This is a genomic window from Alkalicoccobacillus porphyridii (genome assembly GCF_007293315.1).
Lineage (GTDB): Bacteria > Bacillota > Bacilli > Bacillales > Bacillaceae_D > Alkalicoccobacillus > Alkalicoccobacillus porphyridii.
Genome location: NZ_VLXZ01000008.1, coordinates 95,221 through 121,385 on the forward strand (window position 1 = coordinate 95,221; position 26,165 = coordinate 121,385).

General features: G+C 40.0%; 29 protein-coding genes and 1 pseudogene. 21 read left to right on the forward strand and 9 right to left on the reverse strand.

Annotated elements, in window-relative coordinates; genetic code table 11:
* Positions 1-112: 112 nt before the first annotated feature.
* The 5 genes and pseudogenes from FN960_RS13610 to FN960_RS13630 form a co-directional block, all read right to left on the reverse strand.
* Positions 113-583, reverse strand: a complete 471-nt coding sequence (locus FN960_RS13610; protein ID WP_143849281.1) for a DinB family protein — start codon at positions 581-583, stop codon at positions 113-115.
* A gap of 23 nt (positions 584-606) precedes the next feature.
* Positions 607-1,410 (reverse strand): nucleotidyltransferase domain-containing protein, encoded by an 804-nt coding sequence (locus tag FN960_RS13615; RefSeq protein ID WP_143849282.1) that lies wholly within the window; start codon positions 1,408-1,410, stop codon positions 607-609.
* Positions 1,411-1,412: 2 nt separating this feature from the next.
* Positions 1,413-1,988: pseudogene (locus FN960_RS13620) on the reverse strand (AAA family ATPase).
* 31 nt (positions 1,989-2,019) lie between these two features.
* Entirely contained in the window at positions 2,020-2,391 is a 372-nt protein-coding gene (locus FN960_RS13625) for a hypothetical protein (RefSeq protein WP_143849283.1), read from the reverse strand.
* A 166-nt stretch (positions 2,392-2,557) separates the two neighbouring features.
* Positions 2,558-2,827: a hypothetical protein gene (locus FN960_RS13630; protein WP_143849284.1), complete on the reverse strand. Its 270-nt coding sequence runs from the start codon at positions 2,825-2,827 to the stop codon at positions 2,558-2,560.
* Positions 2,828-3,002: 175 nt separating this feature from the next.
* Here FN960_RS13630 and FN960_RS13635 point away from each other — a divergent pair, with 175 nt between their 5' ends.
* The 8 genes from FN960_RS13635 to FN960_RS13670 all read left to right on the forward strand — a co-directional run bounded on the left by FN960_RS13635 (position 3,003) and on the right by FN960_RS13670 (position 9,250).
* Positions 3,003-4,262, forward strand: a complete 1,260-nt coding sequence (locus tag FN960_RS13635) for an MFS transporter (protein WP_143849285.1) — start codon at positions 3,003-3,005, stop codon at positions 4,260-4,262.
* A gap of 111 nt (positions 4,263-4,373) precedes the next feature.
* A complete protein-coding gene (locus FN960_RS13640; RefSeq protein ID WP_143849286.1) occupies positions 4,374-4,607 on the forward strand; it encodes a hypothetical protein in 234 nt (77 codons plus the stop codon).
* Positions 4,608-4,728: 121 nt separating this feature from the next.
* Complete coding sequence (locus tag FN960_RS13645; protein WP_143849404.1) at positions 4,729-5,043, forward strand: ArsR/SmtB family transcription factor; 315 nt, start codon at positions 4,729-4,731, stop codon at positions 5,041-5,043.
* Between the two features lie 53 nt (positions 5,044-5,096).
* Positions 5,097-5,468, forward strand: a complete 372-nt coding sequence (locus tag FN960_RS13650) for an ArsI/CadI family heavy metal resistance metalloenzyme (protein ID WP_143849287.1) — start codon at positions 5,097-5,099, stop codon at positions 5,466-5,468.
* A 24-nt stretch (positions 5,469-5,492) separates the two neighbouring features.
* A complete protein-coding gene (locus tag FN960_RS13655; protein WP_143849288.1) occupies positions 5,493-6,791 on the forward strand; it encodes an arsenic transporter in 1,299 nt (432 codons plus the stop codon).
* A gap of 13 nt (positions 6,792-6,804) precedes the next feature.
* Positions 6,805-7,230, forward strand: coding sequence for an arsenate reductase (thioredoxin) (arsC, locus tag FN960_RS13660; protein WP_143849289.1), 426 nt, complete (start codon positions 6,805-6,807; stop codon positions 7,228-7,230).
* A 183-nt stretch (positions 7,231-7,413) separates the two neighbouring features.
* Positions 7,414-7,968 carry a YdeI/OmpD-associated family protein gene (locus FN960_RS13665; RefSeq protein ID WP_143849405.1) on the forward strand — a complete coding sequence of 185 codons (555 nt, stop codon included), beginning with the start codon at positions 7,414-7,416 and terminating at the stop codon, positions 7,966-7,968.
* 475 nt (positions 7,969-8,443) lie between these two features.
* Positions 8,444-9,250 (forward strand): class I SAM-dependent methyltransferase, encoded by an 807-nt coding sequence (locus FN960_RS13670; protein ID WP_143849290.1) that lies wholly within the window; start codon positions 8,444-8,446, stop codon positions 9,248-9,250.
* Positions 9,251-9,314: 64 nt separating this feature from the next.
* On the opposite strand, the gene FN960_RS13675 is transcribed toward FN960_RS13670, so the two are convergent.
* Positions 9,315-10,808: a UDP-N-acetylmuramoyl-L-alanyl-D-glutamate--2,6-diaminopimelate ligase gene (locus FN960_RS13675; protein ID WP_185971039.1), complete on the reverse strand. Its 1,494-nt coding sequence runs from the start codon at positions 10,806-10,808 to the stop codon at positions 9,315-9,317.
* Positions 10,809-11,515: 707 nt separating this feature from the next.
* Here FN960_RS13675 and FN960_RS13680 point away from each other — a divergent pair.
* Positions 11,516-12,421: a manganese catalase family protein gene (locus FN960_RS13680; RefSeq protein WP_143849292.1), complete on the forward strand. Its 906-nt coding sequence runs from the start codon at positions 11,516-11,518 to the stop codon at positions 12,419-12,421.
* 40 nt (positions 12,422-12,461) lie between these two features.
* On the opposite strand, the gene FN960_RS13685 is transcribed toward FN960_RS13680, so the two are convergent.
* On the reverse strand, positions 12,462-13,709 hold the full coding sequence (locus tag FN960_RS13685; protein WP_260682006.1) for an MFS transporter: 1,248 nt from the start codon (positions 13,707-13,709) through the stop codon (positions 12,462-12,464).
* A gap of 234 nt (positions 13,710-13,943) precedes the next feature.
* Here FN960_RS13685 and FN960_RS13690 point away from each other — a divergent pair, with 234 nt between their 5' ends.
* The 5 genes from FN960_RS13690 to FN960_RS13710 all read left to right on the forward strand — a co-directional run bounded on the left by FN960_RS13690 (position 13,944) and on the right by FN960_RS13710 (position 18,153).
* On the forward strand, positions 13,944-14,417 hold the full coding sequence (locus FN960_RS13690) for a DinB family protein (protein ID WP_143849293.1): 474 nt from the start codon (positions 13,944-13,946) through the stop codon (positions 14,415-14,417).
* A 46-nt stretch (positions 14,418-14,463) separates the two neighbouring features.
* On the forward strand, positions 14,464-14,931 hold the full coding sequence (locus FN960_RS13695) for a GNAT family N-acetyltransferase (protein WP_143849294.1): 468 nt from the start codon (positions 14,464-14,466) through the stop codon (positions 14,929-14,931).
* 212 nt (positions 14,932-15,143) lie between these two features.
* On the forward strand, positions 15,144-16,121 hold the full coding sequence (locus FN960_RS13700) for a ZinT family metal-binding protein (protein WP_143849295.1): 978 nt from the start codon (positions 15,144-15,146) through the stop codon (positions 16,119-16,121).
* A 287-nt stretch (positions 16,122-16,408) separates the two neighbouring features.
* Complete coding sequence (locus tag FN960_RS13705; protein WP_143849296.1) at positions 16,409-16,879, forward strand: ArsR/SmtB family transcription factor; 471 nt, start codon at positions 16,409-16,411, stop codon at positions 16,877-16,879.
* Positions 16,876-18,153: an MFS transporter gene (locus FN960_RS13710; protein WP_260682007.1), complete on the forward strand. Its 1,278-nt coding sequence runs from the start codon at positions 16,876-16,878 to the stop codon at positions 18,151-18,153. Before FN960_RS13705 ends, FN960_RS13710 begins: the two co-directional genes overlap by 4 nt.
* Here FN960_RS13710 and FN960_RS13715 read toward each other — a convergent pair.
* Positions 18,150-19,037 (reverse strand): PhzF family phenazine biosynthesis protein, encoded by an 888-nt coding sequence (locus tag FN960_RS13715; protein ID WP_143849297.1) that lies wholly within the window; start codon positions 19,035-19,037, stop codon positions 18,150-18,152. The genes FN960_RS13710 and FN960_RS13715 overlap by 4 nt on opposite strands.
* 154 nt (positions 19,038-19,191) lie before the next feature.
* On the opposite strand from FN960_RS13715, the gene FN960_RS13720 reads away from it, so the two are divergent.
* The 4 genes from FN960_RS13720 to FN960_RS13735 all read left to right on the forward strand — a co-directional run bounded on the left by FN960_RS13720 (position 19,192) and on the right by FN960_RS13735 (position 21,270).
* A complete protein-coding gene (locus FN960_RS13720; RefSeq protein ID WP_143849298.1) occupies positions 19,192-19,554 on the forward strand; it encodes a VOC family protein in 363 nt (120 codons plus the stop codon).
* Positions 19,554-20,120 carry a winged helix-turn-helix transcriptional regulator gene (locus FN960_RS13725; protein WP_143849299.1) on the forward strand — a complete coding sequence of 189 codons (567 nt, stop codon included), beginning with the start codon at positions 19,554-19,556 and terminating at the stop codon, positions 20,118-20,120. Before FN960_RS13720 ends, FN960_RS13725 begins: the two co-directional genes overlap by 1 nt.
* 89 nt (positions 20,121-20,209) lie before the next feature.
* Positions 20,210-20,512 (forward strand): DUF3139 domain-containing protein, encoded by a 303-nt coding sequence (locus tag FN960_RS13730; RefSeq protein WP_143849300.1) that lies wholly within the window; start codon positions 20,210-20,212, stop codon positions 20,510-20,512.
* A 53-nt stretch (positions 20,513-20,565) separates the two neighbouring features.
* On the forward strand, positions 20,566-21,270 hold the full coding sequence (locus FN960_RS13735) for an SAM-dependent methyltransferase (RefSeq protein WP_143849301.1): 705 nt from the start codon (positions 20,566-20,568) through the stop codon (positions 21,268-21,270).
* Positions 21,271-21,276: 6 nt separating this feature from the next.
* Here the strand turns inward: FN960_RS13735 and FN960_RS13740 are convergent, their stop codons facing one another.
* Positions 21,277-22,065: a GNAT family N-acetyltransferase gene (locus FN960_RS13740; protein ID WP_143849302.1), complete on the reverse strand. Its 789-nt coding sequence runs from the start codon at positions 22,063-22,065 to the stop codon at positions 21,277-21,279.
* Between the two features lie 75 nt (positions 22,066-22,140).
* Between FN960_RS13740 and FN960_RS13745 the strand changes: the two genes are divergently transcribed.
* The 3 genes from FN960_RS13745 (at position 22,141) to FN960_RS23215 (ending at position 26,136) form a co-directional block, all read left to right on the forward strand.
* On the forward strand, positions 22,141-22,701 hold the full coding sequence (locus tag FN960_RS13745; RefSeq protein WP_143849303.1) for a P-loop NTPase family protein: 561 nt from the start codon (positions 22,141-22,143) through the stop codon (positions 22,699-22,701).
* Positions 22,702-23,617: 916 nt separating this feature from the next.
* Positions 23,618-26,014 carry a heavy metal translocating P-type ATPase gene (locus tag FN960_RS13750; protein WP_438799887.1) on the forward strand — a complete coding sequence of 799 codons (2,397 nt, stop codon included), beginning with the start codon at positions 23,618-23,620 and terminating at the stop codon, positions 26,012-26,014.
* Positions 26,011-26,136, forward strand: coding sequence for a hypothetical protein (locus FN960_RS23215; protein ID WP_260682008.1), 126 nt, complete (start codon positions 26,011-26,013; stop codon positions 26,134-26,136). Before FN960_RS13750 ends, FN960_RS23215 begins: the two co-directional genes overlap by 4 nt.
* Positions 26,137-26,165: the final 29 nt, after the last annotated feature.

The window sequence follows — 26,165 nt, forward strand, 5'->3', positions numbered from 1 at the left end:
TAACATAAAAAGATGGAGTTGGGTAATAATCTTCAAGCTCCTTATGCTGAGGCTGGGTACTAACCTAGCCTCATTTAATAAAAATTTATATGAATATTGGTCGCATCTTCTCCTATTCAAATAATTGCACCCTCAAATCCATCTTATAATAATGAACAAGTATTGCATGGAGCTGACCCCTGTGATGATATAGGTGGGCAACGATTTCTAGTAACCACTCATATCTCGTGTATGTGACTCCCCAAAAGGAAGTAACAGGCGCTTTTAATTCCTCATCCGAATAGTTTAAATACGTTTCTTCTAGTGTGCTGTAATTGTCCAGCATACTCTTTTTTATCTGATCAAATTCTTTTATAGAATGTTTTGCATAATATTCATCCATTTCTTGCTGTGATGCGCCTGAAGCAATCAATAAATCGGCTTGACATATTAAAGCCAAATGCTCTAGTAGCTCTCTAATAGAATGTTTATCTGGTGTTGGTCTTTTATGCAAATCCTCAGGAGTTAGTTGATCAGCTATCTCAATTGTCTTAATTAATGCAAACTTAATTTGATGTAATGCACTTTTGCAGTATATGTTCATTCTTTTCTCCTCGGCTAACTCGTTTAATTTTGAATATTTGCTTCATGAATGAAATGATTACACGCCCATTCACCCTCGGTTTTAAACAAACTCATTACTAACTCACGATTAGTTGGTGGATTGATTAACCATTCTATCAGAGTTTGAATAACTTGTTCTTTGCTAGGAAAGTAGTGAGTAAATACCTCAGCCTGTTCGTTAAGTCGAGTCGTCCATATTTGAGATCGGACCATTACCATTGAATAGTAGGTGCGAATGAGCTTGCGGGCAAAATTCTTTGTGAATGTATGAAACTCTTCGACCGAAGTAGCTGTTTCCAATCGTTTACGTGCGCGAAGCAGAGCTTCACAGATATCACCATTAAAGCTGATAGCAATCTCTGAGGTTAGTTTGTATGGACCAAAGTGCTGGCCAAGGTCTTCACCGTATACACAAATAGAGATCTCCTTCAGAAACGCATTTTCATAATAATTAGCAGGGTCCATGGTGTAGTCGTAATAAGCGATGGCTATACCAACTTCTCGAACAAGTGATTGATAGATTTGAGAAAGTTCAATAGAAAGATTTTTAAGTTCGGCTAATTCCTCAGGGGTTAGATCACTATGAAACAGCGCGATGAGATCTAGATCAGACTGCACTGGAACGGCCTCGCCTCGCGGTACACTACCGTATACATACACACTGTGGAGCTGATGGGTGAAATTCATTTTTAAACTCTCAACGGATGCCTGAATACATGGCTTGAAGGTAGAATTAATCTTGTCGATACTCACGTCGCTTATAATAAAACCCTCGGCGTTTAATCCATAACCACGCTTTAACCTCAAACTTATCTCCCCCTAATTCCCTCGCTAAGTTCAATAATTTGCTTGATCACAGAACTAATTTGCTTGCTATTTTTAATCACAAATAAGTAGTCTGCTTCATCTTCTGTGGGGTCTACGATATCTTCCCCAAGAGCCTCTGCATATTGGCGCTTTAATAAATCCTCGAATGTAAGAGCTGTGTTCCTAAATATGTTGGTGCTGCGACAGCTAGTAGCCACTCTGTTCTAGATCACACGATCAGGGATATCAAGATGGACTAGAATACGAATGAATTCGACGTTATCGTATATTTCTTTAAGTAGATAATCTCTACTTTTTCTTGAACGGTTAGAATTGCTAGCGATAATATGAACATCAGAATGTTCTTTAGCATATTCAACAATGAGTCTTGAAATAGATTGCTTAAGGATATTAGGACTGGTTTGTGGCTGTATCTTTCTATAATAGGTGTTAAGAAATTCAGCATGGTTATCCTGATCAACAACCAAGGAGTTAGGAAGTTCCTTTTCTAATGCCTGTGCAAATGTACTTTTACCACTATGAGTTTTACCAACTGTAAGGATGGCGAGCCTTTTCATTGATATGAACTCCTTTCATTGGGTGAGTATGCTAATCCCCAACTACTTTATTTCTAAGGTAGTAGAGTCTCAGCACTTCACCCACTGCAAAATAGATAAGTGATGTAATCAGTGAAAATAACGCCAAGAAACCCAAAAGAAAAACAGGAGCCAGCCCGGCTGCAATATACATATTAAATGAAAATGCAAATCTCGCATCTGGCGCCTTCTGGGAGACAAAGTTAATAGCAAAAGACAGCGGAAAAAGATATAAAAACAAACCAGGTAACGTGTATATACTAATAATGAGTACATCATGCAAGAAATTCCCACCACCAAGAAGGTTATCTGTTGGCTGGAACAATGAAATGGACAGTGTAGATAATACATAAGTAATTAGTAGCGTATAGATATTATGTTTCATGATAGTCCTCATTCTTTCTCAACTAATAATGTTGAAATACCAAATAAAAACATTTACATATTTACTCTTAGATCATTTTTTTGAACATAGAGTTTGCGCGAAAATTTTTACGGTGCGTGATTAAATTAAAATCGAGTAGTCTACGATAGAAGATAGAAAACCCTCCTTACTTCTGAAAGTTCACTGTTTTTAATATCGCTCCTATCAATGCAGATAAACCAGCCACTATAAGAATACCGCCAATAATTTGAAAGCTATTTATGTATGCCTGCATCCTTGCTAAATATATTTCTGGATCGAATGTATCATATGCAGATGCTTGTACCCATGAATCAGCCCTAGACACACCGAAATGGGTACTACCTATCACCATAATCAGACCAATGGTGCATAGTAAGATGCTGATGAATAAAAATAGCTTCATAATATTACTCATTTTTAAGCCTCCTCTAAATGCCAAACTTAGAATCAGTATACAGAAAATGTTACTCTTTTTGGGAATTATTTAGTTGGTTTCTTACATAATTGAAATAGACAATTCGAGGGTATTTTCATATACTTGATTAAAAGTAAGGTATTGGATAATTAGATCTTAGAGTTAGGATGAGTGGATGGACAAGTACACAATAAAATTTTTGAAAATTTGGACACCTAGTTATTTAGTATTCTTTTCTTATGCGTTAACTATTTTTACTATGAGTTGGTTTATCTCGGAGTCTCCTTCTGGTGGAGGGGATGTTTTGGGGGTGATCATGGCTATCGGGAATTTAGTGTCTACTGTCGTGGTGGTTCTCTTTTCCGGTCTGATTGATAAGGTGAATAGAAAAAATTTTCTGCTACTTATGCAGATCCTTATGTTTTTAATCATTTTAAGTTTATTGCTACCGTATTCGGAATGGATTACTGGTTTTTTAATGGTGCTGTTTATGGCATGTGTTGTTATCACACTGGAGAGTTCGTTTTCGTTATATGGAGCAGCACTCGAGACATCTATGGCGGATTTAGCTCCAAAGCGATGGACATCTAATCGTACAGCTTTGCTTATTCAGCTTCATCCTCAACTAGCAAGAGTGATTGCACCTATGGTGGGTGGTGCTTTACTTGCAACAGGCTTGTTGAAGATGACCTCAATTGTTGCTGCAGTTTCGATATTTATATCAATCTTTTTTCTTTACATATGGTCATCCAGTCTACTTCTGTCTGATCGTAAGCTTTACCCAACAACTGAAAAAGTTTCGTTTACATCATTAATGTTGGATGTGCGAGGCGCTTGGTCATGGATTGTGGAAAGGCAATTGCTTGTTTTTCTATTAGTCATTGGCATAATTAATAGCTTGGTTGTTCCCTCCTTTTATCAGCTGTTACCTGCTTTTATCTCTGAGATGCCCATTGGAAATGATAATGATGAAGTGTTTTATGGTTTGTTTTCATCAGCATATGGTGTAGGTATGATCGTTACTTCTCTCATCTTCATAAAAATAGCTAAACGTACAAAGCGACCAGGTTTGGCATCTGCGGGTTTTGTCTTTCTAATGGCGATTGTTGTGTTCCTAGTAACGATCTTACAAAATCTCTACTTTTTAATTGCCTCAAGTTTTGTTTTAGGAATTCTATTCATCTTATTAATAATGTTTGTAGGAGGGGCTTGGTTAGATATGACTCCCTCTTCAATTAGGGTAAGAGTTTTTAGTGTTAGGAGATTAATTACGTTCGTTAGTATTCCGCTCGGCACTGTGATCATGGGATTTGGAGGAGCAGCTATTGGATATATGATTATTCTGCGTATTCTGGTCGGATGTATGATGATTGCGTTGTTGCTAAGTATTTTCTTATTAAAAGGGTGGAAGGATCGTGCGATAAGAGTTGAATAATAATGAAATAATATAACCTTAAAAACACAATTTTAATATGAATGTTTATAATTGCTCATCAGCGGAAAGAGGAGGAGTAGATGCTTATTAGAATAGAAGGAGGATGTAAACATGAGTGGAATTAAAGAATTAGAAGTAGGCACGCACTACGTGGCAGCTGATATTGATCAGTTTATTTCTAAAACGGATGCGATTGTACTCTCATCTAATGAGAACCAGTTATTTTCTCATCCTGATCGGGAATTTAAAGTAACAAATACATTTGAGGGCTTTTTTGAGCACTCCTCTGATGACGGAGAAAAGTATTATAGGTCGAAGCAAGCCTATGTTATTGAGAAGGTTTAATATGTTGCTCAAGAGCTTACCGTAGGGTTGGCTCTTTTTCTTGCTTAATTATAGATTCTCATGTATTGTTTAATTAATCAAAAAAAATTGATTAATGGAGGTGATTAGAGTGAGTGGTCAAATGGCTGATTGTAAAAGTGTTGTTACACCTAGCTTTGAGCTTCTTGAATTACGGTTTAAAGCTTTATCAGATAAAAAGAGATTACATTTGATCCACTTATTAAGCACATGGGGCCAAACATGTGTCTGTGATTTAGTAGATGAAATGGAGATGCCTCAATCTAAACTCTCTTATCATTTGAAAATCCTAATGAATGCTGATCTTTTGCACAAAGAGACGAAAGGAACCTGGAGCTACTACAGTGTTAATGAAGGGGTTATGGATCATTTATTATCCGAGGAATTATGTTGTGTGTTAAAACCGTCCAAAAAATGATCTTTCTATTTGTCTATTTAATCAAAAAAAATTGATATAAGGGAGAGGGATTTATGACATACGTGCATATTGGTATAAATGTTGAGAATTTAGCTGAAAGTAAGCAGTTTTATGAGCGTTTCTTAGGCTTACAACCAGTTAAAGAAAAAGAGGATTATGTAAAATTCCTATCAGAGGAGCCAGCGCTGAATTTAACACTGCGTGAGGTAGCGAATGTTGGAGGGAATCAGGTCAATCATTTAGGTGTGCAAGTCACTGCAAAAGAAGAAATCGGGAGACATAAGCAAAGAATAGAACAAATGGGCATACACATTAGAGAGGAAATGAATACAACGTGCTGTTATGCTGTTCAAGACAAATTCTGGGTGAGAGATCCTAACGGTATTGAATGGGAATATTTCTATACAAAAGAAGATGTGGAATAAGAACTGGAAGAGGTAGAAGAACTGATGACTTCAATTTTCTTGGCGTCCGTCATTTTTATTGGGACGCTTCTATTTGTTATTTGGCAGCCAAAAGGATTAAATATTGGTTGGTCTGCGTGCGGTGGGGCGTTGTTAGCTTTACTTGCTGGGGTCGTCAGTTTTTCGGATGTCCTTGATGTTACGGGTATTGTTTGGAATGCGACATTAACTTTTATTGCTATCATTATTATTTCGTTAGTCCTTGATGAGATTGGTTTTTTTGAATGGTCTGCTTTGCATATGGCGAGGTTAGCCAAAGGCAATGCAGTGCGTATGTTTGTGTATGTTTGCTTGTTAGGTTCTCTGGTGTCCGCTTTTTTTGCAAATGATGGGGCGGCTTTAATCCTAACGCCGATTGTTTTATCTATGGTGCGATCTCTACATTTTAATGAAAAAATGGTTTTTCCTTTTATCATCGCTAGTGGTTTTATTGCAGATGCCACTTCGCATCCCTTGGTTGTTAGCAATCTGGTGAATATCGTCTCGGCTGATTTTTTTGGGATTGGTTTTGTTGAATATGCAACAAGAATGATTGTTCCTAATTTCTTTGCATTAGCAGCTAGTATTTTGGTTCTGTATCTTTATTTTCGAAAACATATTCCTGCGAACTATGATTTTAAAGAGCTTCAAAAGCCTGCAACGGCTATTAAAGATCTGAGGATGTTTCATTTAGCTTGGGTCGTACTAAGCGTATTATTAATTGGCTATTTAGTAAGTGAGTTCCTCCATATTCCAGTTTCCGTTATTGCCAGTGTGATTGCCGTCTCATTTTTGTTGATGGCACGAAGAAGCCCGGCTGTAGAGACTCGTACCGTGATAAAGGGGGCACCGTGGAATATTGTCTTTTTTTCAATTGGAATGTACGTTGTCGTTTACGGCTTACGAAATGTTGGCTTAACTGATGTGTTATCGGATGTGATTCAAATAACGGCTGATCAGGGATTATTTATGGCGACGATGGGAATGGGATTTATTGCGGCTATCCTATCTTCTGTCATGAACAACTTGCCAACCGTATTGATTGATGCGATTGCCATTGCGGGAACGGATACAACGGGAATCACTCGAGAGGCTTTAATCTATGCTAATGTGATTGGCTCAGATCTGGGTCCAAAGATTACACCGATTGGGTCCCTAGCTACTTTATTATGGCTTCATGTCCTTAGTAAAAAAGGGGTTAAGATCTCATGGGGAACTTATTTTAAGACCGGTATCGTTATTACCATTCCCGTATTATTTATCACTTTATTAGGCCTATATATGTGGCTACTATTGATTTATTAAAAGGAGAATAACAATGAATAAGAAAACAATATACTTTCTCTGCACGGGGAATTCCTGCAGGAGCCAGATGGCCGAGGGTTGGGCGAAGCATTATTTGTCAAATGAATGGGATGTTTATAGTGCTGGCATTGAAGCACATGGCTTGAACCCTAAGGCGGTAAAGGCAATGGAGAAGGTAGGTATCGATATTTCCAATCAAACCTCGGATCTTATAGATGATCAACTTTTACTAAATGCTGACCTGGTTGTAACCCTATGTGGTGATGCAGCAGATAAATGTCCAATCACTCCCGAACATGGTACGAGGCAGCACTGGGGCTTTGATGATCCAGCTAAAGCACGGGGGACAGATGAAGAGAAATGGGCCTTTTTTCAACGGGTCCGTGATGAAATTGGTGAGCGCATAATAACGTTTCAAAAAGCGAATAGTATGAGATGATCGTTATTTTTTAAAAATGTGCTTCGGAAATAAACCGGAGCCATTTTTTTAGTTCTCATGGAGAAATGATTTCTTAGAGCTTTAACGGTATGATGGACATAAGAGTTTGATCCAACACAGCTGGATTAGTGACGAGGAGTGAGTGTTGTGGCAAATGAACCAAACCCCAAAATAGATGAGTGGATGAGTAGAGCAAAAAACTGGCGTGATGAGTTTGAAGAACTAAGAAGCATAGCTTTAGCTCATTCTGAATTAACAGAGGAAATGAAGTGGGGGAACCCATGCTACACCTTTCAGAACAAAAATGTCGTGTTAATCCATGGATTTAAGGAATACTGTGCACTGTTGTTTATGAAAGGAGCTCTGTTAAAAGACCCGCATCAAATGCTCATCCAACAAACGGAAAATGTACAGGCAGCCCGGCAAATCCGCTTTACCAATGTTCAAGAAATTATGGATAGGAGAGCGGAGATAGCGGCTTATATTCAAGATGCTATTGACATTGAGAGGTCTGGTAAGAAAGTGGAGCTAGCTAAAAAAGAGCTTGTTATACCAGAAGAGCTCCAACAGCGATTTAATGAAAATGCTGAATTAAAGGAAGCATTTTACAAATTAACACCCGGCCGTCAGCGCGCCTATACCCTTCACTTCGCTCAACCAAAAAAGGCTGAAACAAGAGAGGCGAGAGTAGAGAAATATATTCAGCATATTCTTGATGGCAAGGGCTTAAACGATTAAGGACGAGCAGCACCGAGGTTAAGGGCCTTGGTGCTTTTTTTAGGTAAGGCACTTATTATTGTGTAAATATTAATTTCAATACCTATCTAAACAAGCGGACGAAAATGGAGGGCCGACACCTGCGGGATAAAAAGGTTAAATGAGATAAATCGACGGAGTCGAGTTAGCTCATTTCCTTCCCGCGGTAAGCGTGTCCCCATTTTCGGGAGCGGCAGCCGAAGAACCAAAACTTTTGATCCAGTCGGCGCGCACTGCGCATCAATTTGCGCAGTTTCGATTTTTTTGAGCATAGGGACCTTAAATTCGCGCATTCTGGGTTAGCGAGGGAAGGAGGACGGAGGAGTATACTCAACACAAGTGACCTAATAGTAAAATCTATTGTCAAAGCATGTGCTTTTTTATGCAAAACTCTGCAGGATTCGTAAGCGATGTCTTGAAATTGATATAAGTACACATATAAAGGGGGAAGGTTTTCATGGACTCAGATGTAGCAAAAAAGAGGGCAGAAATTCCGGGGAGCGCATCAAGCATATTGGATGCAAGGACGTTACACACTTCTCATAAAAGATTATCAGAATTGGTAACAGAGGGGATGTCTGTTTTGGATGTTGGCTGTGGCACGGGCACTATCACTAAAGGGATAGCAGAAATCGTTGGTTCGCGCGGGAGAGTCGTTGGCATAGATCAGAATCCTGCATTCGTTGAAACGGCCAATGAATCCGCCCTCGACCTACCTATGCTTTCTTTTATGGAAGGGGATGTTTATGATCTTCCATTTGAAAACGAGTTTGACATGGTGACCTCTGCAAGGGTGCTGCAATGGCTATCTGACCCGGTTCGTGCTTTACGTACGCTAATAGCTGCAGCAAAACCAGGAGGGAAAATTATTATCCTTGATTATAATCATGAAAAAATTAAATGGGAACCAGAGCCTCCAGAATCTACGAAGCAATTTTATCGTGCATTTCTAAAGTGGAGAGCTGATGCTGGTATGGATAATGAGATGGCCGATCATCTTGAAGAGATGTATGGACGGGTCGGGTTGAGCCAGATACATACTCATATACAGGATGAAGTGGTGACACGATCGGACCCGGACTTTATGAAGAAAATTAACATTTGGGCTGATGTGATGACAAGCAGGGGGAAGCAAATGGTTCGGGACGGTTTCTATGGTGAATCGGAGTTAACGCTGGCTGAAAAGCAGTATAGAGAGTGGGTACAATTCGAGGCCAGATCACAATGTATGTATTTGCGAGCGGTGGAAGGTAGTAAGCAGTAGATTAGGTTATATCAAAAATAAAAAAAGCGACAAAGAGTCAATTTGTCGCTTCGTCATTATGTTATTAGTTACTGGGATGCTGTGTGAGAAATTGTGATTCAAGCAAGCTTGAATGACTTATTTGGCTCTTTAATAGCATCTCAACTACCTCACCATCAGAGCGAGGGTGTGTAACTGTCTGTTGGTACGGTTCTTGACCTTTCCCTGTAATAAAAAGCCAATCCCCTTCTTCCATCATAGACCAGGCTTTTTTAATAGCGCTAATTCGATCTGTGATAATCGTTCCTTTGTTATTAAGATCATATGTCTCTAGTTGTGCTTTTAACGTAGTGGACGTCTCATTGTTTAAATCATCCAGTGTTAAAATGATAAAATCGCTTAACTCCAGAGAGACATCTATCATGGATTGTCGTTTTGTTGTGTCACGATTTCCACGAAAACCAAAGACATGAAAAATTCGTCTAGCCCCTAATTTTTTTGCGGTTGTTAAACAATAAAAAAAGGCGTCTTCCGTGTGGGCATAATCTATAACTACTTCTCCACCCTTTGGATGTTTGTATCGTTCAAAACGTCCAGGGGCTCCCCTAAAGCTTTCAAGTGCAGAGATAGCCAGATTAACGGGAATGGAAAGCTGTAAAGCAGTAACAAAAGCCATGGTTGCATTTAATGCATTGTGTTCTCCTAATACGGATAAATGCATCATATAGCCTTGCTGCTGTTGGGCAGTAATCACGATTTGCATCAGGTCCTTTATATAGGTTACTTGCTCAAGCTCCAGATGAAAATCCTGTTCTTCTCCAAATAGCTTTATGGTCTGTATATGTCGTCTCTCTAAGTCAGCCGCAAGAGTAAGACCCCAGTCATTATTAGTATTAATAATTGCTTTCCCCGCAGGCTTCAGCATAGTAAATAAAAGACGTTTTGCTTCAAAATAATCTTCCATATTTAAATGATAATCTAAGTGATCTTGACTTAGGTTGGTGAAGATACAGCAATCAAACTCAATGCCTTCTACTCTGTGCTGGATAAGTGCATGGGAGGTGACTTCTAAAATAACTATTTGATCTTGACTGTTTGCAAGCTGCTTATAAAGCTCGAGTGAGTCTGAGGTTGTATTTTTGCTAGCGTTCTTTTCACCGTTCACTTCGTTATAGACAGAGCTGAATAGCGAGCAGGTCATCCCGTTATTTTCAAGAATATGCCGCAGCATAAAAGCGGTTGTGGTTTTTCCATTGGTTCCGGTTATACCGATAAAGGTCTTTGTATTCTTTGGATAATAGTACTGCTTTGCCACCAGTGCCAATGTTTTTCTGCTGTTCTTCACCTGAATATAAGGAACAGTCATATCTGGTAAGTTGCGTTCACCAATAATAGCCACTGCACCTAAAGAAATGGCATGATCTATATATTTATGACCGTCGGCTTCGTGCCCGGATATGGCAACAAAAAGATTGCCAGGTTTGACTTCCTTTGAATTGTTAGCTATGCCTGTAATCTCTATAAGATCAGGAACAGTATAGTTTAGACCAAGCGAATTAAGAAGATGGGCTAGTTGCATTCTAATGAACTCCTTCATGAAGTAAGTGAAATGAAATCTATAGCTGCGAGGAGAGATAGACATCTTTTTGAATAACTGAGAAAGAATTAGCTTGTCCACAAAGTCTCATTAACAGCTTTGCCGACAGGCTTTTTTACTATATGTGGTTTATATATTATTCCTAGTCAGTTACATTTATAGTCGCTTGGAAACAGAGCGATGGATCCTGTCATTTTCTCAATTAATTATGGTTTGAATTCATTAATAGGTTGTCCAAGGGAAAATGAATTATGAATGGCAGAAGACCCCTGTTATTGTACTTTCATCTCCTTAGCCTATAGTGCAGGATAATAAACATTTAGCTTCGTTTCAATCTTCTGAAGCGATAAAAAAAAATGAGGAAAAATCCCTACTATTAAATTCCTTAATAAGGGAGTTGTGAAATACGAAGGTTTTAGTATCCTGTGTAATTTTGGGTAAAGAGAAGGATTTGAGTAAAGCGCATTTAAAAATGATCAAAGAATATAATAAAGGTTGATATTATTTTTTTGATCATTTGTGTGTGATAAGTAATAAAACAAAGCCACAAACTATATTATTTCGAATGATTTGGAAGTTGAAAGGAATTATAGTTATAAATTTTTTATAGACCATTCCATGTTTTACCTAAAGTAAGAAGGGGAAGAGGTGTATTGTTAGACAATATATTAAATGGAGGGGTTTTGTGAATGTTTAAGCGAATCGATAAGCTTCATATTGATTTACCAAGACTAAGTCAACCAGATCCAGAGTCAGCAGGTGTTGTTCAGGAATTATTAGGTGGGCGTTTTGGAGAAATGTCGACCCTCAATAACTACATGTTTCAATCCTTTAACTTTCGTAGCAAGAAGAAGCTACGTCCCTTCTATGAACTTATTGCAAGCATTACAGCTGAAGAATTAGGACATGTAGAGCTTGTTGCAAATACTATAAACCTTTGCTTGGATGGCTCTGTTGGAAACGGAAGCACCAATCCAGATGATACCCCTCTTGAACCCGTTCAAGGATTAGGAAATAAATTTAATTTTATACTAGGTGGACAAAATGCAATTCCGGCAGATTCAGCAGGGAAACCTTGGAGTGGTGATAATGTTTTCTCCAGTGGAAACCTGGTAAATGACCTACTTCACAATTTCTATTTAGAATGTGGAGCTAGAACACATAAAATGCGTGTCTATCAAATGACGGATAACGAGACGGCTAGAGAACTCGTCGGATATTTATTAGTGCGTGGAAGTGTACATGCTGTCTCTTATGCGAAGGCATTAGAAGAGATTACAGGTGTTAATATGATGAAAATGCTTCCGGTGCCTGATTTAGATAATTCTAAGTTTGAGCATGCACGTAAGTACGAAGCTCTCGGAGAACATCGTAAGCTCTATCGGTTCAGTGATGATGACTATGGATTATTAAATCGTATCTGGACAGGCCCGACACCAATCGGACCTCCGGGTGAACTCGAGGTAGTTGACGGTACACCAGAAGGGGGAGAAATTCCTGATTTGGAACAGGTTCCTGAGGAGTTTGCTCCTGGCTTTGATGAAGAGCAATTTAGAGAGCTGGCCAAAAGACTTCGTTACGAAGCGGGATTATAAGAATAGATGGAAACAGCGGATCATCAAAAGATCCGCTGTTTTATTTTTGGGCTTGGTCCTTTTCTCTTAGTACCCAAAATACTAAGGGGAGCAGAACAAGAGAAAGTAATCCTCCAGTTAAGGAAAGTACCGTGAAGCTAGATGAAGCGACCACCATCCCGGACAATGCTCCACCACTAGCTCCAGCTAAGGCAATACAGACATCGACAGTCCCTTGGGTTTTTGCTCGATTATGAATGGTTGTGTGGTCAACGATTAGAGTGGTTCCGCTTATTAATCCTAGGTTCCAACCTAAGCCGAGTAAAGCGAGTGCAATCATCAGCACTGTCAGATTGTGTCCTGAGCCAAATGCCCCTAAGATTCCTGCAATTAATAAGATTATGCCCCCAGCAATGGCCATCGAGAGTCGACCTACCTTATCAATAAGGTAGCCAGTGAATAAGGAAGGCAAATACATGGCTCCCACATGTATGCCAATTACTAATCCGATTGCGCTCATGTCGTGTCCATGATGCTGCATGTGAATGGGTGTCATAGTCATAATAGCCACCATTACGATTTGAGTAATAATCATAATGGAAGCCCCTAAAAATACCCCTTTTGTGTTAGCTTTGGGATCCGAAAGTGAAGCACTATTTATAGAATGTTTTTCCTGTTTGGCAAGTTGCTTAGCGACAAGCAGAGGATCTGGTCTTAATAAGAGAAAGATGATAAGTCCAGCTAGAAAAAAAGCCCCCGCCGCCAACAGGAATGGGCCGGCTAATTCAGGAATGCCAAAAAAGGTCGCCATCTCACCAGTTACGCCAACTAAATTTGGTCCGGCTACCGCACCAAAGGTAGTGGAGACGAGTGCGATGCTGATAGCCGTGCCTCGTTCTTTAGTTTCTGCAAGATCAGTTCCAGCGTACCTCGCTTGCAAATTCGTTGCCGTACCCGAACCATAAACAAATAACGATAGAAATAATAACAAAGGGCTGTTTAAAATAGCCGCGACCACAACTCCAATGGCTCCCACTCCGCCTAATCCGAAGCCGGTAATCAATCCTAGACGGCGACCATACCGTTGCGTTAAGCGTCCAACTGAAAAAGCCGCCAAAGCAGAACCCAGTGTAAATAAAGCTGTAGGTAAACCAGTGACAGCTTCCGTGCCTAGCATTTGCTGGGCCAGAAGAGCACCAACTGTGATACCGGCTGTAAGGCCAGCCCCGCCAAACATTTGGGAAAGACTCACAATGAGTAAGGACCGTTTGAATAATCTTCTTTTAGATAGGTTATCTACTTCTCCCATGGACAACATTCCTAACAAATAAATTAAACTTAATAATATCAAAAGATCTTGGAAAGAACAGTTTTAATTTATTTGGGCATTTTGTTTTATAGTGATCTAAAGAATCATTCAAGTGAGATTCAGATTCCCATTAAATGTTAGTCGTGTTTGGAGAACAAGCAGCGTCTATTTTTATAGAATGGAGTTGGGGTATAATGTAAGACACACGCTTTAATTAGACAGGAGGAATACAAAATGGGACTGTTTACAGATCAATATAATTGGATCCAAAAAACACGCGAGACTTTATTTCAGTATTGCGAGAGCTTACCCGAAGAGGATTATGTAAAAGAATTAGAATCATTCGGAGGTGACTCCATCCGAAATCTGCATGCGCATGTTGCCGAATGCTATCAAATTTGGCTTGGAAAACGAGCGCTTGAGTTGGAGCTTTCTGAGGTGGACGCTAAGCAAATAAGAAGTGTTCATAAGATGAGAGAGCTGTTTAGACAGACGGATGAGATGATTTATACATTCTTGAGTACATATGAAGATAAGTGGGAAGCATCGATTCGTTTAAATCTTAGGGATGGTTCTTCACTTGATTTAACAGCATTATGGCTCTACACACATACAACAACACATGAGTTTCATCATAAAGGACAAATTGTCAAATTAGGTAGACAGTTAGGGTATACTCCTCCAGATACGGATCTAGTTACGCGATAGTGGAGACTTGGCTACAGCACAATATCTGAACATAGGGGAGTAGCAAATGAATGAAGTGAAGCTATTATTTTTTTCAAAGAAGCATACAGAGAAGTTGTTGGCCTTTGTACTGCCTCCAGAGCAAGAGCAATTCACAGCCTTACCAAATCAGAAGCTCGAGCAAATAGAAGGGCAATTTAGAGTAGTGATAGTAAGTGAAGATAGGCCAGTTGGTTTCTTTTTATTGAACTCAACAGAGCGGGTGAAAGAATTCACGGATCATGCAGATGCGATGATACTTACCTCGCTTTCCATTAATTATGTGGAACAAGGTAAAGGCTTTGCCAAAGAGGCAATGGGCTTGCTGCCAGTTTTTTTAAGAAGAGAGTTTCCAGAGTGTAAGGAGATTTGTTTAGCTGTTAATCAAAAAAATCTAGCGGCACAACAGTTATATACTAAGGTTGGTTTTGTAGATACAGGTAAGACAATCATGGGGCCGGTTGGTGAGCAGAGGGTCTTACGTCTGACGTTATAGTTTTTGTAATGCGTACATGACATTGCTAATGCGACCTTTAATCGATATGAGTGAACCGTCAGTAATAATTAAATTAATAAAAAGTTGAGGCTGTCCGATCCGTCATGATTCATGACGGATTGGGTAGCTTCTTTTTTTATCTTGACGTAAGCAACACTCATACTATACTATTAAATCGAAATGATTACGATTTACAAAAGGAGTGTAGAGGAATGGGAAATTTATTTGGAAAGTCGATTTTTGCAATAGCTATTATAGTGATGCTTGGAGCTTGCCAGTCTGGAGATCAAGCTTCGACTGAATCGCATGATAATGAGGAAAGTGTAAACCATGAGGTAAAGGAAGAAGTGGTTGTAGAAGGCTTGGCTGATCATTATCATACGGGAGATTCAATTACTCTAAAGGCTGTTCTAAAAGAAGAGGTTGATTCTGCAGATTGGCATTGGTACATACGAGACGATGAACATTCAGAGTGGGAGATTGTTGCTGATCAAGAAGGGAAAGATTATTTAGGAACAGCTGAAGTAGATGGACAACAAGTGAAGGCTGTTCTTTTTGATGGTCAGCATGAAGCGTATGTGCAATCAAAACCCGTTGAAATTACTATCGACGATCACGAGCACTCTCACAATCATGCTCATGATGAAGAGAGTGAAAAGATTTATGCTGGGTATTTTGAAGATGATCAAATTGAGGACAGGACGATTGCTGACTGGCAAGGTGATTGGCAATCTGTGTATCCATATTTAGAGTCTGGTGAGTTGGATGAAGTTTTCTCTCATAAGGCTAAAGAAAATGCAGATATGACAGAAGAAGAATATAAAGAGTATTATGAAGTTGGCTATGAAACCGATGTCGATCGTATTGTCATTGAAGGAGAGACATTTACGTTTTATACAGATTCCGAACAGTACTCCGCTGATTATGTGTATGATGGATACGAAGTCCTTAGGTATGAAAAAGGAAACAGAGGCGTAAGATTTATCTTCGCATTGAATGAAGAAGTAGAAGAGATGCCTGAGTACATTCAATTCAGTGATCATAGTATTTTTCCAACAGAAGCATTTCACTTTCATCTGTATTGGGGCGATGACCGGGCTGAATTGTTAGAGGAAGTAACAAACTGGCCAACCTATTATCCAACTGACATGGATGCAGATGAAATTGTTCATGAAATGATTGCTCACTAACTGGAGTAGGAAAGGTTATGCGCGATAAAAGGGTAAAGGGCGCTAAATCAGAGGCGGAATGCGCGATATTTTAAAAATTGCGCGGTAACCAAGGTCGAGTGCGCTCAAGTGACAGCACCAGCTACTGAAAATCATACATCTTGATACAAGAGAAGAGAGGTATGCAAGAGTGCCTCTTTTCTTTTTTAGGACTTGTGATTTAAAAAGTTAAATCGTATAATAAAATTAAATCAATTGATTTAATTTTTTAAATCGAATAAAAAAAACAAATCAAAAGAAGGTGTATCATGTCAAAACGAGAGATGATGGACATTTCGTTAAAACAACAGAAGATTATTTCTGATCCGCTTCGTTCACGAATCATTGCAATGCTTCATGAAGAACCAATGACGCCGAAGCAAACAGCCGAAAAACTAGGGAAAAATGCGGGAACAATTTATTATCATGTTCAACAGCTTTTCAAACACGACATTCTGGAAATTGACCATGTAGATACAGAGAAGGGTGTAGTGGAGAAGTATTATCGGTCAAAGGCAGTGCTATTTAGAGGTCCAGAGCAAGAAAAAAAATATGCTAATCATGTAGAGAGCAATAATGCTCATTTGTTACTTTCAGAGAAATTACTTGGTGAATTAACTGAGGAGTTTCGAGAATTGCTATTTAAGTATGGTGGCTTGTCTATGAAAGAAACAGAAGAACAACAGCCTTATACAGTGGAATTTCAAATAAAGCATTTTGAGAAGGAGGAAGACGAGTGAGGGGAACCTTTGTAAGGGAGCGTAACTTCCTGATTTTATTATCTGGGGTGTTTATTAATGGGATTGGCGGTGGTGTATACGCTGTATCAGGCATGCTGCTTGTGCTTCAAATGAGTGGGAGTGTGCTTTACTCAGGGATCACCTTCTTCTTTCTGACCCTTGCAAGTGCAATGGCTTTTCTGATCGCTCCTTTCGCTAATTATGTAACCTACAAAGGAGGCTTAATTGGCAGTGAGTTGTTAAAATCGTTACTTCTGGTCACGATTCCTCTCTTTTATTTTACGATTGGCCTCAATGTGTTTTATGTCATGATGCTTTTATTAATCGTTGCTTTAATATCCCAATTCAGCTATCCCATTGAATCTACGATTATGCCGATCATTGTCGGCAAAGAGAATATTGTAAAAGCTAATTCCTACATGCAAACGATCCGGGAAGGAATGAGTATTGTCTTTGTCGCAGGTGCAGGGATTCTAGTCGTTGTAATTGGACCGGTTCAAGCCATTCTTATTACGGCCATCTGTCACCTATTATCCTCTCTTACCTACGTATTTTTTACCTTTCAACAAGAATCAGCACCTACAGAGAAACAAAGTATTAACTTGCTCGTGCAAACGTATAAGATTGATTTACGAGCAGGAATTGATTATATGAAAGAATCACTAATTCCAAAAATGATTGTATCCATTGTGTTCATCAACTTTGCAATGGGAGTGATGATCCCGAACATGCCTGCGTTTGCTCTTATAAAAGGCAACGGAAACGAGGCGTTGTACGGCTTCTACCTCGCATCCTTATCACTTGGTATTATGATTGGTGCTCTTCTTGCGCCGCGAATTAAACAATATGGCTTCGGCATGCTTACGATTGTTAGCTTTAGCTTCACAGGGTTTCTATGGATGGGGGCTGCGGTTCTTCCAGCAATTCCATCAATTCTCTTCTTTTGTATTGGGGCCATTTCGATAGGTATCATAAATATTTTAATGTTCTCATCTATACAGCAGCAGGTTGAATCAGCTTTTATCGGACGTGTATTAACGGTTTTGACAAGTGCAGCCTCGATCGGTATGCCATTTGGCTCTTTAGTAGGCGGATTTATTGGTGAGTCGTTTACCGCAATTGTTCCGGTGTTCTTATGTGGCATAGCGATGATAATTTTCAGTGTGAGCTGGTTATCTAATACGCTGTTAAGGAAGCTGCCTAAAATTGATGAAGTAAAGCTCTTTCCTGCAAGAGATGTAGACGAATCCATTCAATATGAGAAATCAGTTTAGATTATTATTTCAATATCCTGAACATACACGGCTGTACCTGTTATGGAGATCTGTAGCTCATCATTCTGCTCACTCACATGGACATAGACCTTGCCGTCTTTGTTCATTTCATGACCTTGTTCAACCAAGAGTTGTTTAGGCAGGGGCGCAGCTTGATCGATGTACTTCACATAATAAGCCCCCATCACTCCGGATGCAGTTCCTGTCACTGCATCTTCTTTTGTTCCTGAGAAGGGAGAAGAGAAGTGGCGAGCATGCATATCGCTTATTTCATCTCGTGTTTCAAGACAAATTGGGTGGAGGGAGACCCTAGGCATTTCTTTCAAAATGCTAGGAAAAAGCTCTGATTGTGGGACCATCTTTTTAAAACTACTGAGTCGACTAATTGGAATAATTAGCGTCCAAATCCCTGTACTTCCATACACAATTGGCAAATCAGGATGTATTTCTTCTTCACTAATTCCAATAGAATGAGCCAAATCTGCCCTAGAACCGTTAAACTCTCTGAATTCGGGCGGTGCATGCTGCATCGTAACTTGGAAAGATACTTCGTCTTTTGAGATGTCGATAGGTAAAATGCCCACATTCGTTTCTATTTTGAGGTTCTTCTTAAACGAGGCGTTTGATTGATGCAGTGCATACATCGTGGCCATCGTGGCATGCCCGCAAAGGTTCATTTCATGACCAGGAGTAAAATATTTAAGCTTGAAGTCCGCCACCTCAGATGGAAGCACAAATGTTGTTTCATTAAAACCGACGGCTGCGGCAATCTCTAGCATTTGCTCCTCCGTATAGTTCTCTGCATCGACAACCACACCTGCAGGATTTCCCTTGCCTGGAATAGAGCTAAACGCATCAATATGTTTGACTAGTAATGTCGGCATCAGATTTCTCCTTATTATGTAGATATTTAGATCGTACCTGTACGAAAAAGAATTGTACATATTTTTTTCAGATAATTCAATGTTTTCATTGACTAACGAAAAAATATCAAGTATATTTTCGGTAGTAACTATGAAAATTATGGGAGTGATGTGAATGTTTAAGTCAGGATTAACATTGTGGTATAGTGTTGCGGATATCGAGGAAACATTATCGTTTTACAAAGATAAGGTTGGTTTTGAGGAAGAGTTTTTTGATAAGGAAAATGGAATGGGGTGTGTACGTACAAATACAATAGATAGCTTTATTGGTTTTTCTGAAGCTGAAAAGGTGATTCCTTCTACTGCAGCTGCTGTTTTTGAAGTTGAAGATATTGAGGTGGCTGTAAAGGAGCTTAAGCAACGAGGAATTGAATTTAATGGTGAGGTAACGACCATTCCAGGTTATGTTAAGTTGATTACATTTAAAGACCCAGATGGACATGATCTTGAGCTTTCACAAACTTTGATAGGCACATAATGAACCAAGCAGTTCAACTAGTAAACATCACAAGAGATCTTTCTGGCAAGTGGATGATTCCAATTCTTTTAAATGTAGAGAGTTCAGGAGGCCGTTTCACACCGCTTAAAAATGCTCTGCAAATCGCTCCTTCAAGATTAAGCGACAACTTAATAGTGATGTGTACAGCTGGGCTCATCCAGCAGCAGTCACCATTTGAAAGAAATCATCCATTACTCCCAGAATACAAACTAACAGAAAAAGGGCTCTTTATGAAGGAAGCAGCTCTAGTGCTATCGCACTCAGAAGAGCAACTGAACAAGGGGTTTCTTGCTGGTAAGGCATGGAACTGGCCAGTGCTCATCGCGCTTTATTATGAGTACCATGAATTTAATTCTATACGCAGACTCTTAGATAAGCCGACCCCACGTATAATTTCCACCAGACTTAATCAATTACATAACCAAGAGTTAGTAGAGAAGGAACTGATATCTAAACCAAGACCCAAATTTAATTACTTATTAAGCAAAGAAGCAAGACCCATTCTTCAAATGACTAACCAAAACCTATCAGGACTGTTTATTTAAAAAAGATGGAGTTGTATCCATGACATGTTTAAGGAAGTAAATAAGGAGTTGCAATCAATGAATAGTACCATTTAATCCCCATAGGCTTCATGGTTATTGTCATTGCAACGATTGGTTTTTTCGGCTATCGCTTTATTTACGGTGATCCTAATGTCATCTCGAAGTCTGATGCAGAGGTTTATGCATACTTAGTTGATGAAAAGCATTATTCACCAGCTGAAATCGCCTCTATAGAAACGGGGTATAACTTTAAAAATGAGAAGAGAACGGCATACATAACCGTTGTAACATTTAGGGATGAACCTGGCCACAACTATGAATTTGTTTATAGTGAGAAAAATGGTGTTTGGGGTATTGGTGACGTTGAAGGCGGAGGTAAACATGGTGAGTAAGAGAAGGGGCCATGTAATGGTTGATCACGTTTTTTCTAGCGGAGGTGAGGTAGTTGAGCAGAGAAGAGCAGAGTGTAGGTTTAGAGAAGATTGTTTTTATTGGCCGAACGTTTGATGAATATATGAGTATGTTTGACCTTTCATTAGAAGAGATGAAGGGGAAAAAGATTTTGGATTGTCCCGCTGGTGCGTGTTCATTTACTGCAGAAGGAAATAACAAGGGATTGCAGGTGACTGCATGTGATATTGCGTATCGATTTGCCACAGAGGACATTGCGAAAAAAGGTGAGCACGACATTGAGCATGCGATGAGACATGTGGAGCAAGCGAAAGACCGGTATGTGTGGAGTTATTTTAAGGACGTTGAGGACCTCAAACGCACCCGCCTTTATGCGTTTAATACATTTGTTCAAGATCGGTTGGTAAATCAAGAGAGGTACATTTACACAGAGCTTCCATCCATACCTTTTGCAGATAAATCATTTGAATTACTATTATCAGCTCATTTTCTATTTATGTATGATGATCGACTTAGCTATTCTTTTCATCTAGATACGATCAAAGAGTTTCTAAGAGTGGCAAAAGAAGTTCGAATCTTCCCATTAATTAATCTGGAGGGGAAACGGAGCGTGCATATTAATAAAATGGTCGCTGAGCTTAGTGAATATGGCGTGAAGGCCGAGGAACAAAGGGTTTCCTACGAGTTTCAATCTGGTGGTCATACCATATTAAAACTAACTCGGCCAACACTCAAATAAACAAGATTAAAAGTGATACATCATCCAAAAGCCGATATCACGAAAACCAATACGTTTATAAATAGAGCCGGCTTTCGGGTTATCATAAAAAAGGCAGGGTTCCTTGCCTTCATTAAGTAAAGCTTGGCAAAGGTTATGTACACAGGCTGTGGCATAGCCTTTGTTTTTATATGCATCAAGAGTGGCAACAGCAATGACCATGGCAGAAGATGAATTCTCCGCTGTCGTTGAGGCATTGGCTACAATCGAGCCCTCTTGGCGAACGATAAATGAACGGGAAAAGCCTGTCTCTAGATCCTCGCGTTTTTTCTCAACGGATAAAGGTTGACTAGCACTAAACTCAGGGATCTCCCCAAGAAATTGTACCAATTCTTCTGCATCATCCGGAATAGCTGTTTCAACTATGTTGTTGCTTTTATGTATTTCTGGAGCTACAGCTATGCACTTTGCATAATACAATTCTCTTTTAATTTGATAGGATGGTAGGAATGGTTCAATTTGTTCGGCAACTGCCTTTAAGCAGGACATAGCTCCGAACTTGGGGTCCTGTTTCATAATGCCTGCAAAAGCTGAAGCATTAAAAGTAGCCGGTGCATAAGGGATGTAATTCTCGTAATATTTCAATAGCACCGCCACGAATTCACCTTGTTCATTAAATTCGCCCCAGCAGGTTTGGAAGTCTGTCTCCATGCCAAAGGCTTCAATATCTCCAATAATAAATAGATTCTCAGCTGGCTTCTGTTTGAGGAACTGCAAGCAATTTTCAGTGTCATCCTTTGTTAGCTTCCTAATCATGTTATCTCCTCCTTTATTTAGAATACTAAATGGTAGAAGTTGTCTCAATCATTATTTAAGCATGGAGGTCTTTTATTGAATACGCGCCCTGAAAAAATTCGAATTGTTGGATCGGTAGGTAGTGGAAAAACTACATTAGCAAAAATCCTCTCTAATAAAGTGCAGATTCCTTATTATGAGCTTGATACTGTGGTCTGGAAAAGAGATTCATCTGGTGGAGATATTAGAAGAACGGAGCAGGAGCGAGATAACTATCTTAGCAGTCTGCTTAATTCTACTAGCTGGATCATTGAAGGTGTTCACTTTCAAAATTGGGTACTTCATACCTTTGACCGCGCCCAGCTTGTCATATTTATAGATACGCCTTATCTTCTTAGAATATATCGCATCACTCTGAGGTATTTGAAGCAAATTACGGGAAAAGAAGCATCTCATTACGATCCTACATTTAAGATTTTTTTAGATATGTTTAAATGGAATCACGATTTTGAATATAGTGCGAAGCCAAAACTCTTACGCTATATAAAAGAAAATAACCTTAACTGTATTACGATTAAGAATGAAAAAGAACTCAAGCGTTTTTTACAAGATATACATACAACGGATAAAAGGAATGCACAATATGCGCGCGAGTGACGATGCTGGAATTTGTTGATTAGATCGACAAACCAAGAATAGGAGTGAGTTACCAAGAAAGAAGCCCAGCATAGTAAGAAGAACGTGAGCAATAGCAATAGGAAGGAGCTCCTCACCAAGAGCGAGGGTGAGAGAGCAAGAAGAACGCGAGCAAAACCAAGAGGAAGGAGCTCCTCACCAAGAGCGAGGACGCGATAGCAAGAAGGATGTGAGCAATAGCAATAGGAAGGAGCTCCTCACCAAGAGCGAGGACGCGATAGCAAGAAGAACGTGAGTAATACCAAGAGGAATGAACTCCTAACCAAGAGCGAGGATGCGATAGCAAGAAGAACGTGAGTAATAGCAAGAGGAAGGAGTACCTAACCAAGAGCGAGGACGCGATAGCAAGAAGTTCCCGAGCAATACCAAGAAGTAGGAGCACCTAACCAAGAAGCATGACATAAAGCAGGTAAATTCCTTGTTGTTGTGTAAATACTGATTCCAATACCTATCTAAACAAGCGGACGAAAATGGTGGGCCGACACTTGCGGGATGAAAAGGGTTCAATGAGATAAATCGACGAAGTCGGGTTAGCTCATTACCTTCCCTCAGGTAAGTGCCCCCATTTTCGGGAGCGGCAGCCGAAGAAATCAAACATGATTCGTCCTCTATTTCTTTACATCGATGTAATTCACACTATATGTTTGGACTCTATTCATAGAAAAGAGGAGTTAACGCCAAACTAAGAGGTGGAGCGCCAATTTAACGAAAAACCCCTTATCATCAATACCTTCGGCGAATCCTTCTTAAAAACTTGAATACCGTATGGGGGTATGTTACATTATATATAAATAAAAAGTCATTTAAAGTAACTGGTTTTTTAAAGGAGGTTGGCCAGGTGCAGGAGACTAAGGAAGTTTCTCTACAAATTAATGGTATGACTTGTGCAGCCTGTGCAAACAGGATTGAAAAAGGGCTCTCTAAAATAGATGGTGTTCAACGTGCAAATGTTAATTTTGCTAATGAAAAAACAACGATTATATATGATCCTGAGCAAACCACTGTTCAGCATTTTAGTGACAAGATTAACAAGTTAGGCTATGAGGTTGCTTATGATAAGCAAACGTTTGATATTACTGGTATGACATGCGCAGCTTGCGCTAATCGAATTGAGAAACGCTTGTCTAAGCTTGAAGGGGTATCTCAGGTATCGGTTAATTTTGCTTTAGAAAATACAGCGGTGGAGTTCAATCGGAATCAGATTTCAAGCGTTGAGATGCAGGAGGCTGTAAGGAAGCTAGGTTTTAGTATGCAACCCAAAGTGTCTGAGGAAGCCGCCTCTAAAGGGAAGGAGGACGAAATTAAGAAGCAAACAGGGAAATTTATTTTCTCTGCGATACTATCCTTCCCTCTTCTTTGGACGATGGTCACTCACTTTGAGTTTACATCCTTCCTCTATATGCCTCACATATTTATGAATCCGTGGGTGCAACTGGCGCTTGCAGCCCCAGTGCAATTTATAGTCGGTGCCCAGTTCTACCGGGGGGCATACAGCGCGCTTCGAAACAAAAGTGCCAATATGGATGTACTCATTGCTTTAGGAACCACGGTTGCCTTCTTCTACAGCATTTTCTTAGGCTGGGAGTGGTACCAAGGTGGTCAGGTGGGCATGCCTGAGCTTTACTTTGAAGCGGCTGCCATCATTATTACGCTTGTGTTACTCGGCAAGTTATTTGAGGTGCGAGCGAAAGGCCGAACCGGTCAAGCGATTCAGAAACTCCTTGGATTACAGGCTAAAAGGGCTAGAGTGATTCGCGATGGTGAGGAGCTTGAGCTCCCTTTAGAAAGCGTAATTAGTGGGGATTTATTAATTGTCAGGCCGGGTGAAAAGATACCGGTGGACGGTATAATTGAAGAGGGTCAATCAGCTATTGATGAATCAATGCTTACAGGAGAAAGCATGCCTGTTGATAAAAACCCAGGAGATTCAGTGATTGGTTCGACCATAAATAAAAACGGTAGCCTGAGACTGAGAGCAACAAAGGTTGGAAGAGATACTGCCCTTGCCCAAATTGTAAAAATTGTAGAAGAAGCGCAAGGAAGCAAAGCGGATATTCAACGATTAGCAGACAGGGTATCTGGGGTATTTGTACCAGTAGTTGTGATGATTGCAGTAGCCACCTTTTTCGTGTGGTATTTCATCGTAGATCCGGGGAATATGAGATCAGCGATTGTTCCGTTCATCACAATTCTAGTGATCGCTTGTCCGTGTGCTTTGGGACTTGCTACACCAACCTCAGTTATGGCAGGTTCTGGTCGTGCGGCTGAATTAGGGATCCTCTTTAAAGGGGGAGAACATTTGGAGCATACACGTGCCATACAAACCGTTGTTCTCGATAAAACGGGTACCATCACAAAAGGTGAGCCAGAATTAACAGACGTGATCGTAGCAGAAGGGTTTACAGAGGGGGAACTACTAGCTATTGCAGGTTCGAGTGAGCAGGGCTCTGAGCATCCACTTGCGGAAGCGATTGTAAAAGGTGCAAAAGAGCGAGGCATTCATCTACAGGATGTAGAATCATTCGAGGCTATACCCGGTTATGGAATAAAAGCAATCTTCAATGAGGCAGAAATTTTTGTTGGGACTCGTAGGCTGTTTATTCAGCAGCAGATCGACGTTCAATTGTTTGATAAGCAAATGATCGAATTAGAAAAGCAAGGCAAAACAGCGATGCTAGTTGCTAAAAACAAACAAGTAGCTGGTATCGTGGCTGTCGCGGATTCAGTAAAAGAAACATCTACGGCAGCCATCGGGCGACTGCACCATTTAGGGCTAGAGGTCATCATGCTGACAGGAGATAATGAGCGAACAGCTCAGGCGATCGGTCAACAGGTGGGTGTAGATCGCGTGATTGCAGAGGTTGTACCGGAGCAAAAAGCAGAGGTCATTCAAAAGCTTCAGGCTGAAGGGAAAAAAGTAGCGATGGTCGGCGATGGCATTAATGATGCACCTGCACTGGCAGTAGCAGATATTGGTATGGCCATTGGCACGGGAACTGATATTGCCATAGAAGCGGCTGACCTTACATTGATGCGAGGCGATCTTCATAGTGTGGCCGACAGCATCGAGCTCAGCACAAAAACTATGCGAAATATTAAACAGAACTTGTTTTTTGCTTTTTTCTATAATTCCGCGTCGATTCCGATTGCAGCGATTGGCTTACTTGCCCCGTGGGTTGCTGGAGCAGCGATGGCTTTTAGCTCTGTATCTGTTGTCTTAAACGCCTTACGGTTGCAACGACTTAAGCTTGGCAAGAAGGAGAGGTCTATATGAAGCTTTGGGTGATTAGTGCCGTCATATATGTAGCCTTAGTTATAACGAGTTATAGTTTGATAACGGGAGAGAACCCTTTTATTAGTGGAAGTCATTCTGAGGAAGTACATGATCAACATTGATGAAGCGTAGTACAGGCCTTTCCATTGGG

What these genes read in the sequence shown, in the direction of transcription:
- FN960_RS13610 (WP_143849281.1), bottom strand. Translation starts at nt 583, where the DNA reads ATGAACATATACTGCAAAAGTGCATTACATCAAATTAAGTTTGCATTA.
- FN960_RS13625 (WP_143849283.1), bottom strand. Translation starts at nt 2,391, where the DNA reads ATGAAACATAATATCTATACGCTACTAATTACTTATGTATTATCTACA.
- FN960_RS13630 (WP_143849284.1), bottom strand. Translation starts at nt 2,827, where the DNA reads ATGAGTAATATTATGAAGCTATTTTTATTCATCAGCATCTTACTATGC.
- FN960_RS13635 (WP_143849285.1), top strand. Translation starts at nt 3,003, where the DNA reads ATGGACAAGTACACAATAAAATTTTTGAAAATTTGGACACCTAGTTAT.
- FN960_RS13640 (WP_143849286.1), top strand. Translation starts at nt 4,374, where the DNA reads ATGAGTGGAATTAAAGAATTAGAAGTAGGCACGCACTACGTGGCAGCT.
- FN960_RS13645 (WP_143849404.1), top strand. Translation starts at nt 4,729, where the DNA reads ATGGCTGATTGTAAAAGTGTTGTTACACCTAGCTTTGAGCTTCTTGAA.
- FN960_RS13650 (WP_143849287.1), top strand. Translation starts at nt 5,097, where the DNA reads ATGACATACGTGCATATTGGTATAAATGTTGAGAATTTAGCTGAAAGT.
- FN960_RS13655 (WP_143849288.1), top strand. Translation starts at nt 5,493, where the DNA reads ATGACTTCAATTTTCTTGGCGTCCGTCATTTTTATTGGGACGCTTCTA.
- arsC (WP_143849289.1), top strand. Translation starts at nt 6,805, where the DNA reads ATGAATAAGAAAACAATATACTTTCTCTGCACGGGGAATTCCTGCAGG.
- FN960_RS13665 (WP_143849405.1), top strand. Translation starts at nt 7,414, where the DNA reads ATGAGTAGAGCAAAAAACTGGCGTGATGAGTTTGAAGAACTAAGAAGC.
- FN960_RS13670 (WP_143849290.1), top strand. Translation starts at nt 8,444, where the DNA reads ATGGACTCAGATGTAGCAAAAAAGAGGGCAGAAATTCCGGGGAGCGCA.
- FN960_RS13675 (WP_185971039.1), bottom strand. Translation starts at nt 10,808, where the DNA reads ATGCAACTAGCCCATCTTCTTAATTCGCTTGGTCTAAACTATACTGTT.
- FN960_RS13680 (WP_143849292.1), top strand. Translation starts at nt 11,516, where the DNA reads ATGTTTAAGCGAATCGATAAGCTTCATATTGATTTACCAAGACTAAGT.
- FN960_RS13685 (WP_260682006.1), bottom strand. Translation starts at nt 13,709, where the DNA reads ATGGGAGAAGTAGATAACCTATCTAAAAGAAGATTATTCAAACGGTCC.
- FN960_RS13690 (WP_143849293.1), top strand. Translation starts at nt 13,944, where the DNA reads ATGGGACTGTTTACAGATCAATATAATTGGATCCAAAAAACACGCGAG.
- FN960_RS13695 (WP_143849294.1), top strand. Translation starts at nt 14,464, where the DNA reads ATGAATGAAGTGAAGCTATTATTTTTTTCAAAGAAGCATACAGAGAAG.
- FN960_RS13700 (WP_143849295.1), top strand. Translation starts at nt 15,144, where the DNA reads ATGGGAAATTTATTTGGAAAGTCGATTTTTGCAATAGCTATTATAGTG.
- FN960_RS13705 (WP_143849296.1), top strand. Translation starts at nt 16,409, where the DNA reads ATGTCAAAACGAGAGATGATGGACATTTCGTTAAAACAACAGAAGATT.
- FN960_RS13715 (WP_143849297.1), bottom strand. Translation starts at nt 19,037, where the DNA reads ATGCCGACATTACTAGTCAAACATATTGATGCGTTTAGCTCTATTCCA.
- FN960_RS13720 (WP_143849298.1), top strand. Translation starts at nt 19,192, where the DNA reads ATGTTTAAGTCAGGATTAACATTGTGGTATAGTGTTGCGGATATCGAG.
- FN960_RS13725 (WP_143849299.1), top strand. Translation starts at nt 19,554, where the DNA reads ATGAACCAAGCAGTTCAACTAGTAAACATCACAAGAGATCTTTCTGGC.
- FN960_RS13730 (WP_143849300.1), top strand. Translation starts at nt 20,210, where the DNA reads ATGGTTATTGTCATTGCAACGATTGGTTTTTTCGGCTATCGCTTTATT.
- FN960_RS13740 (WP_143849302.1), bottom strand. Translation starts at nt 22,065, where the DNA reads ATGATTAGGAAGCTAACAAAGGATGACACTGAAAATTGCTTGCAGTTC.
- FN960_RS13750 (WP_438799887.1), top strand. Translation starts at nt 23,618, where the DNA reads ATGACTTGTGCAGCCTGTGCAAACAGGATTGAAAAAGGGCTCTCTAAA.
- FN960_RS23215 (WP_260682008.1), top strand. Translation starts at nt 26,011, where the DNA reads ATGAAGCTTTGGGTGATTAGTGCCGTCATATATGTAGCCTTAGTTATA.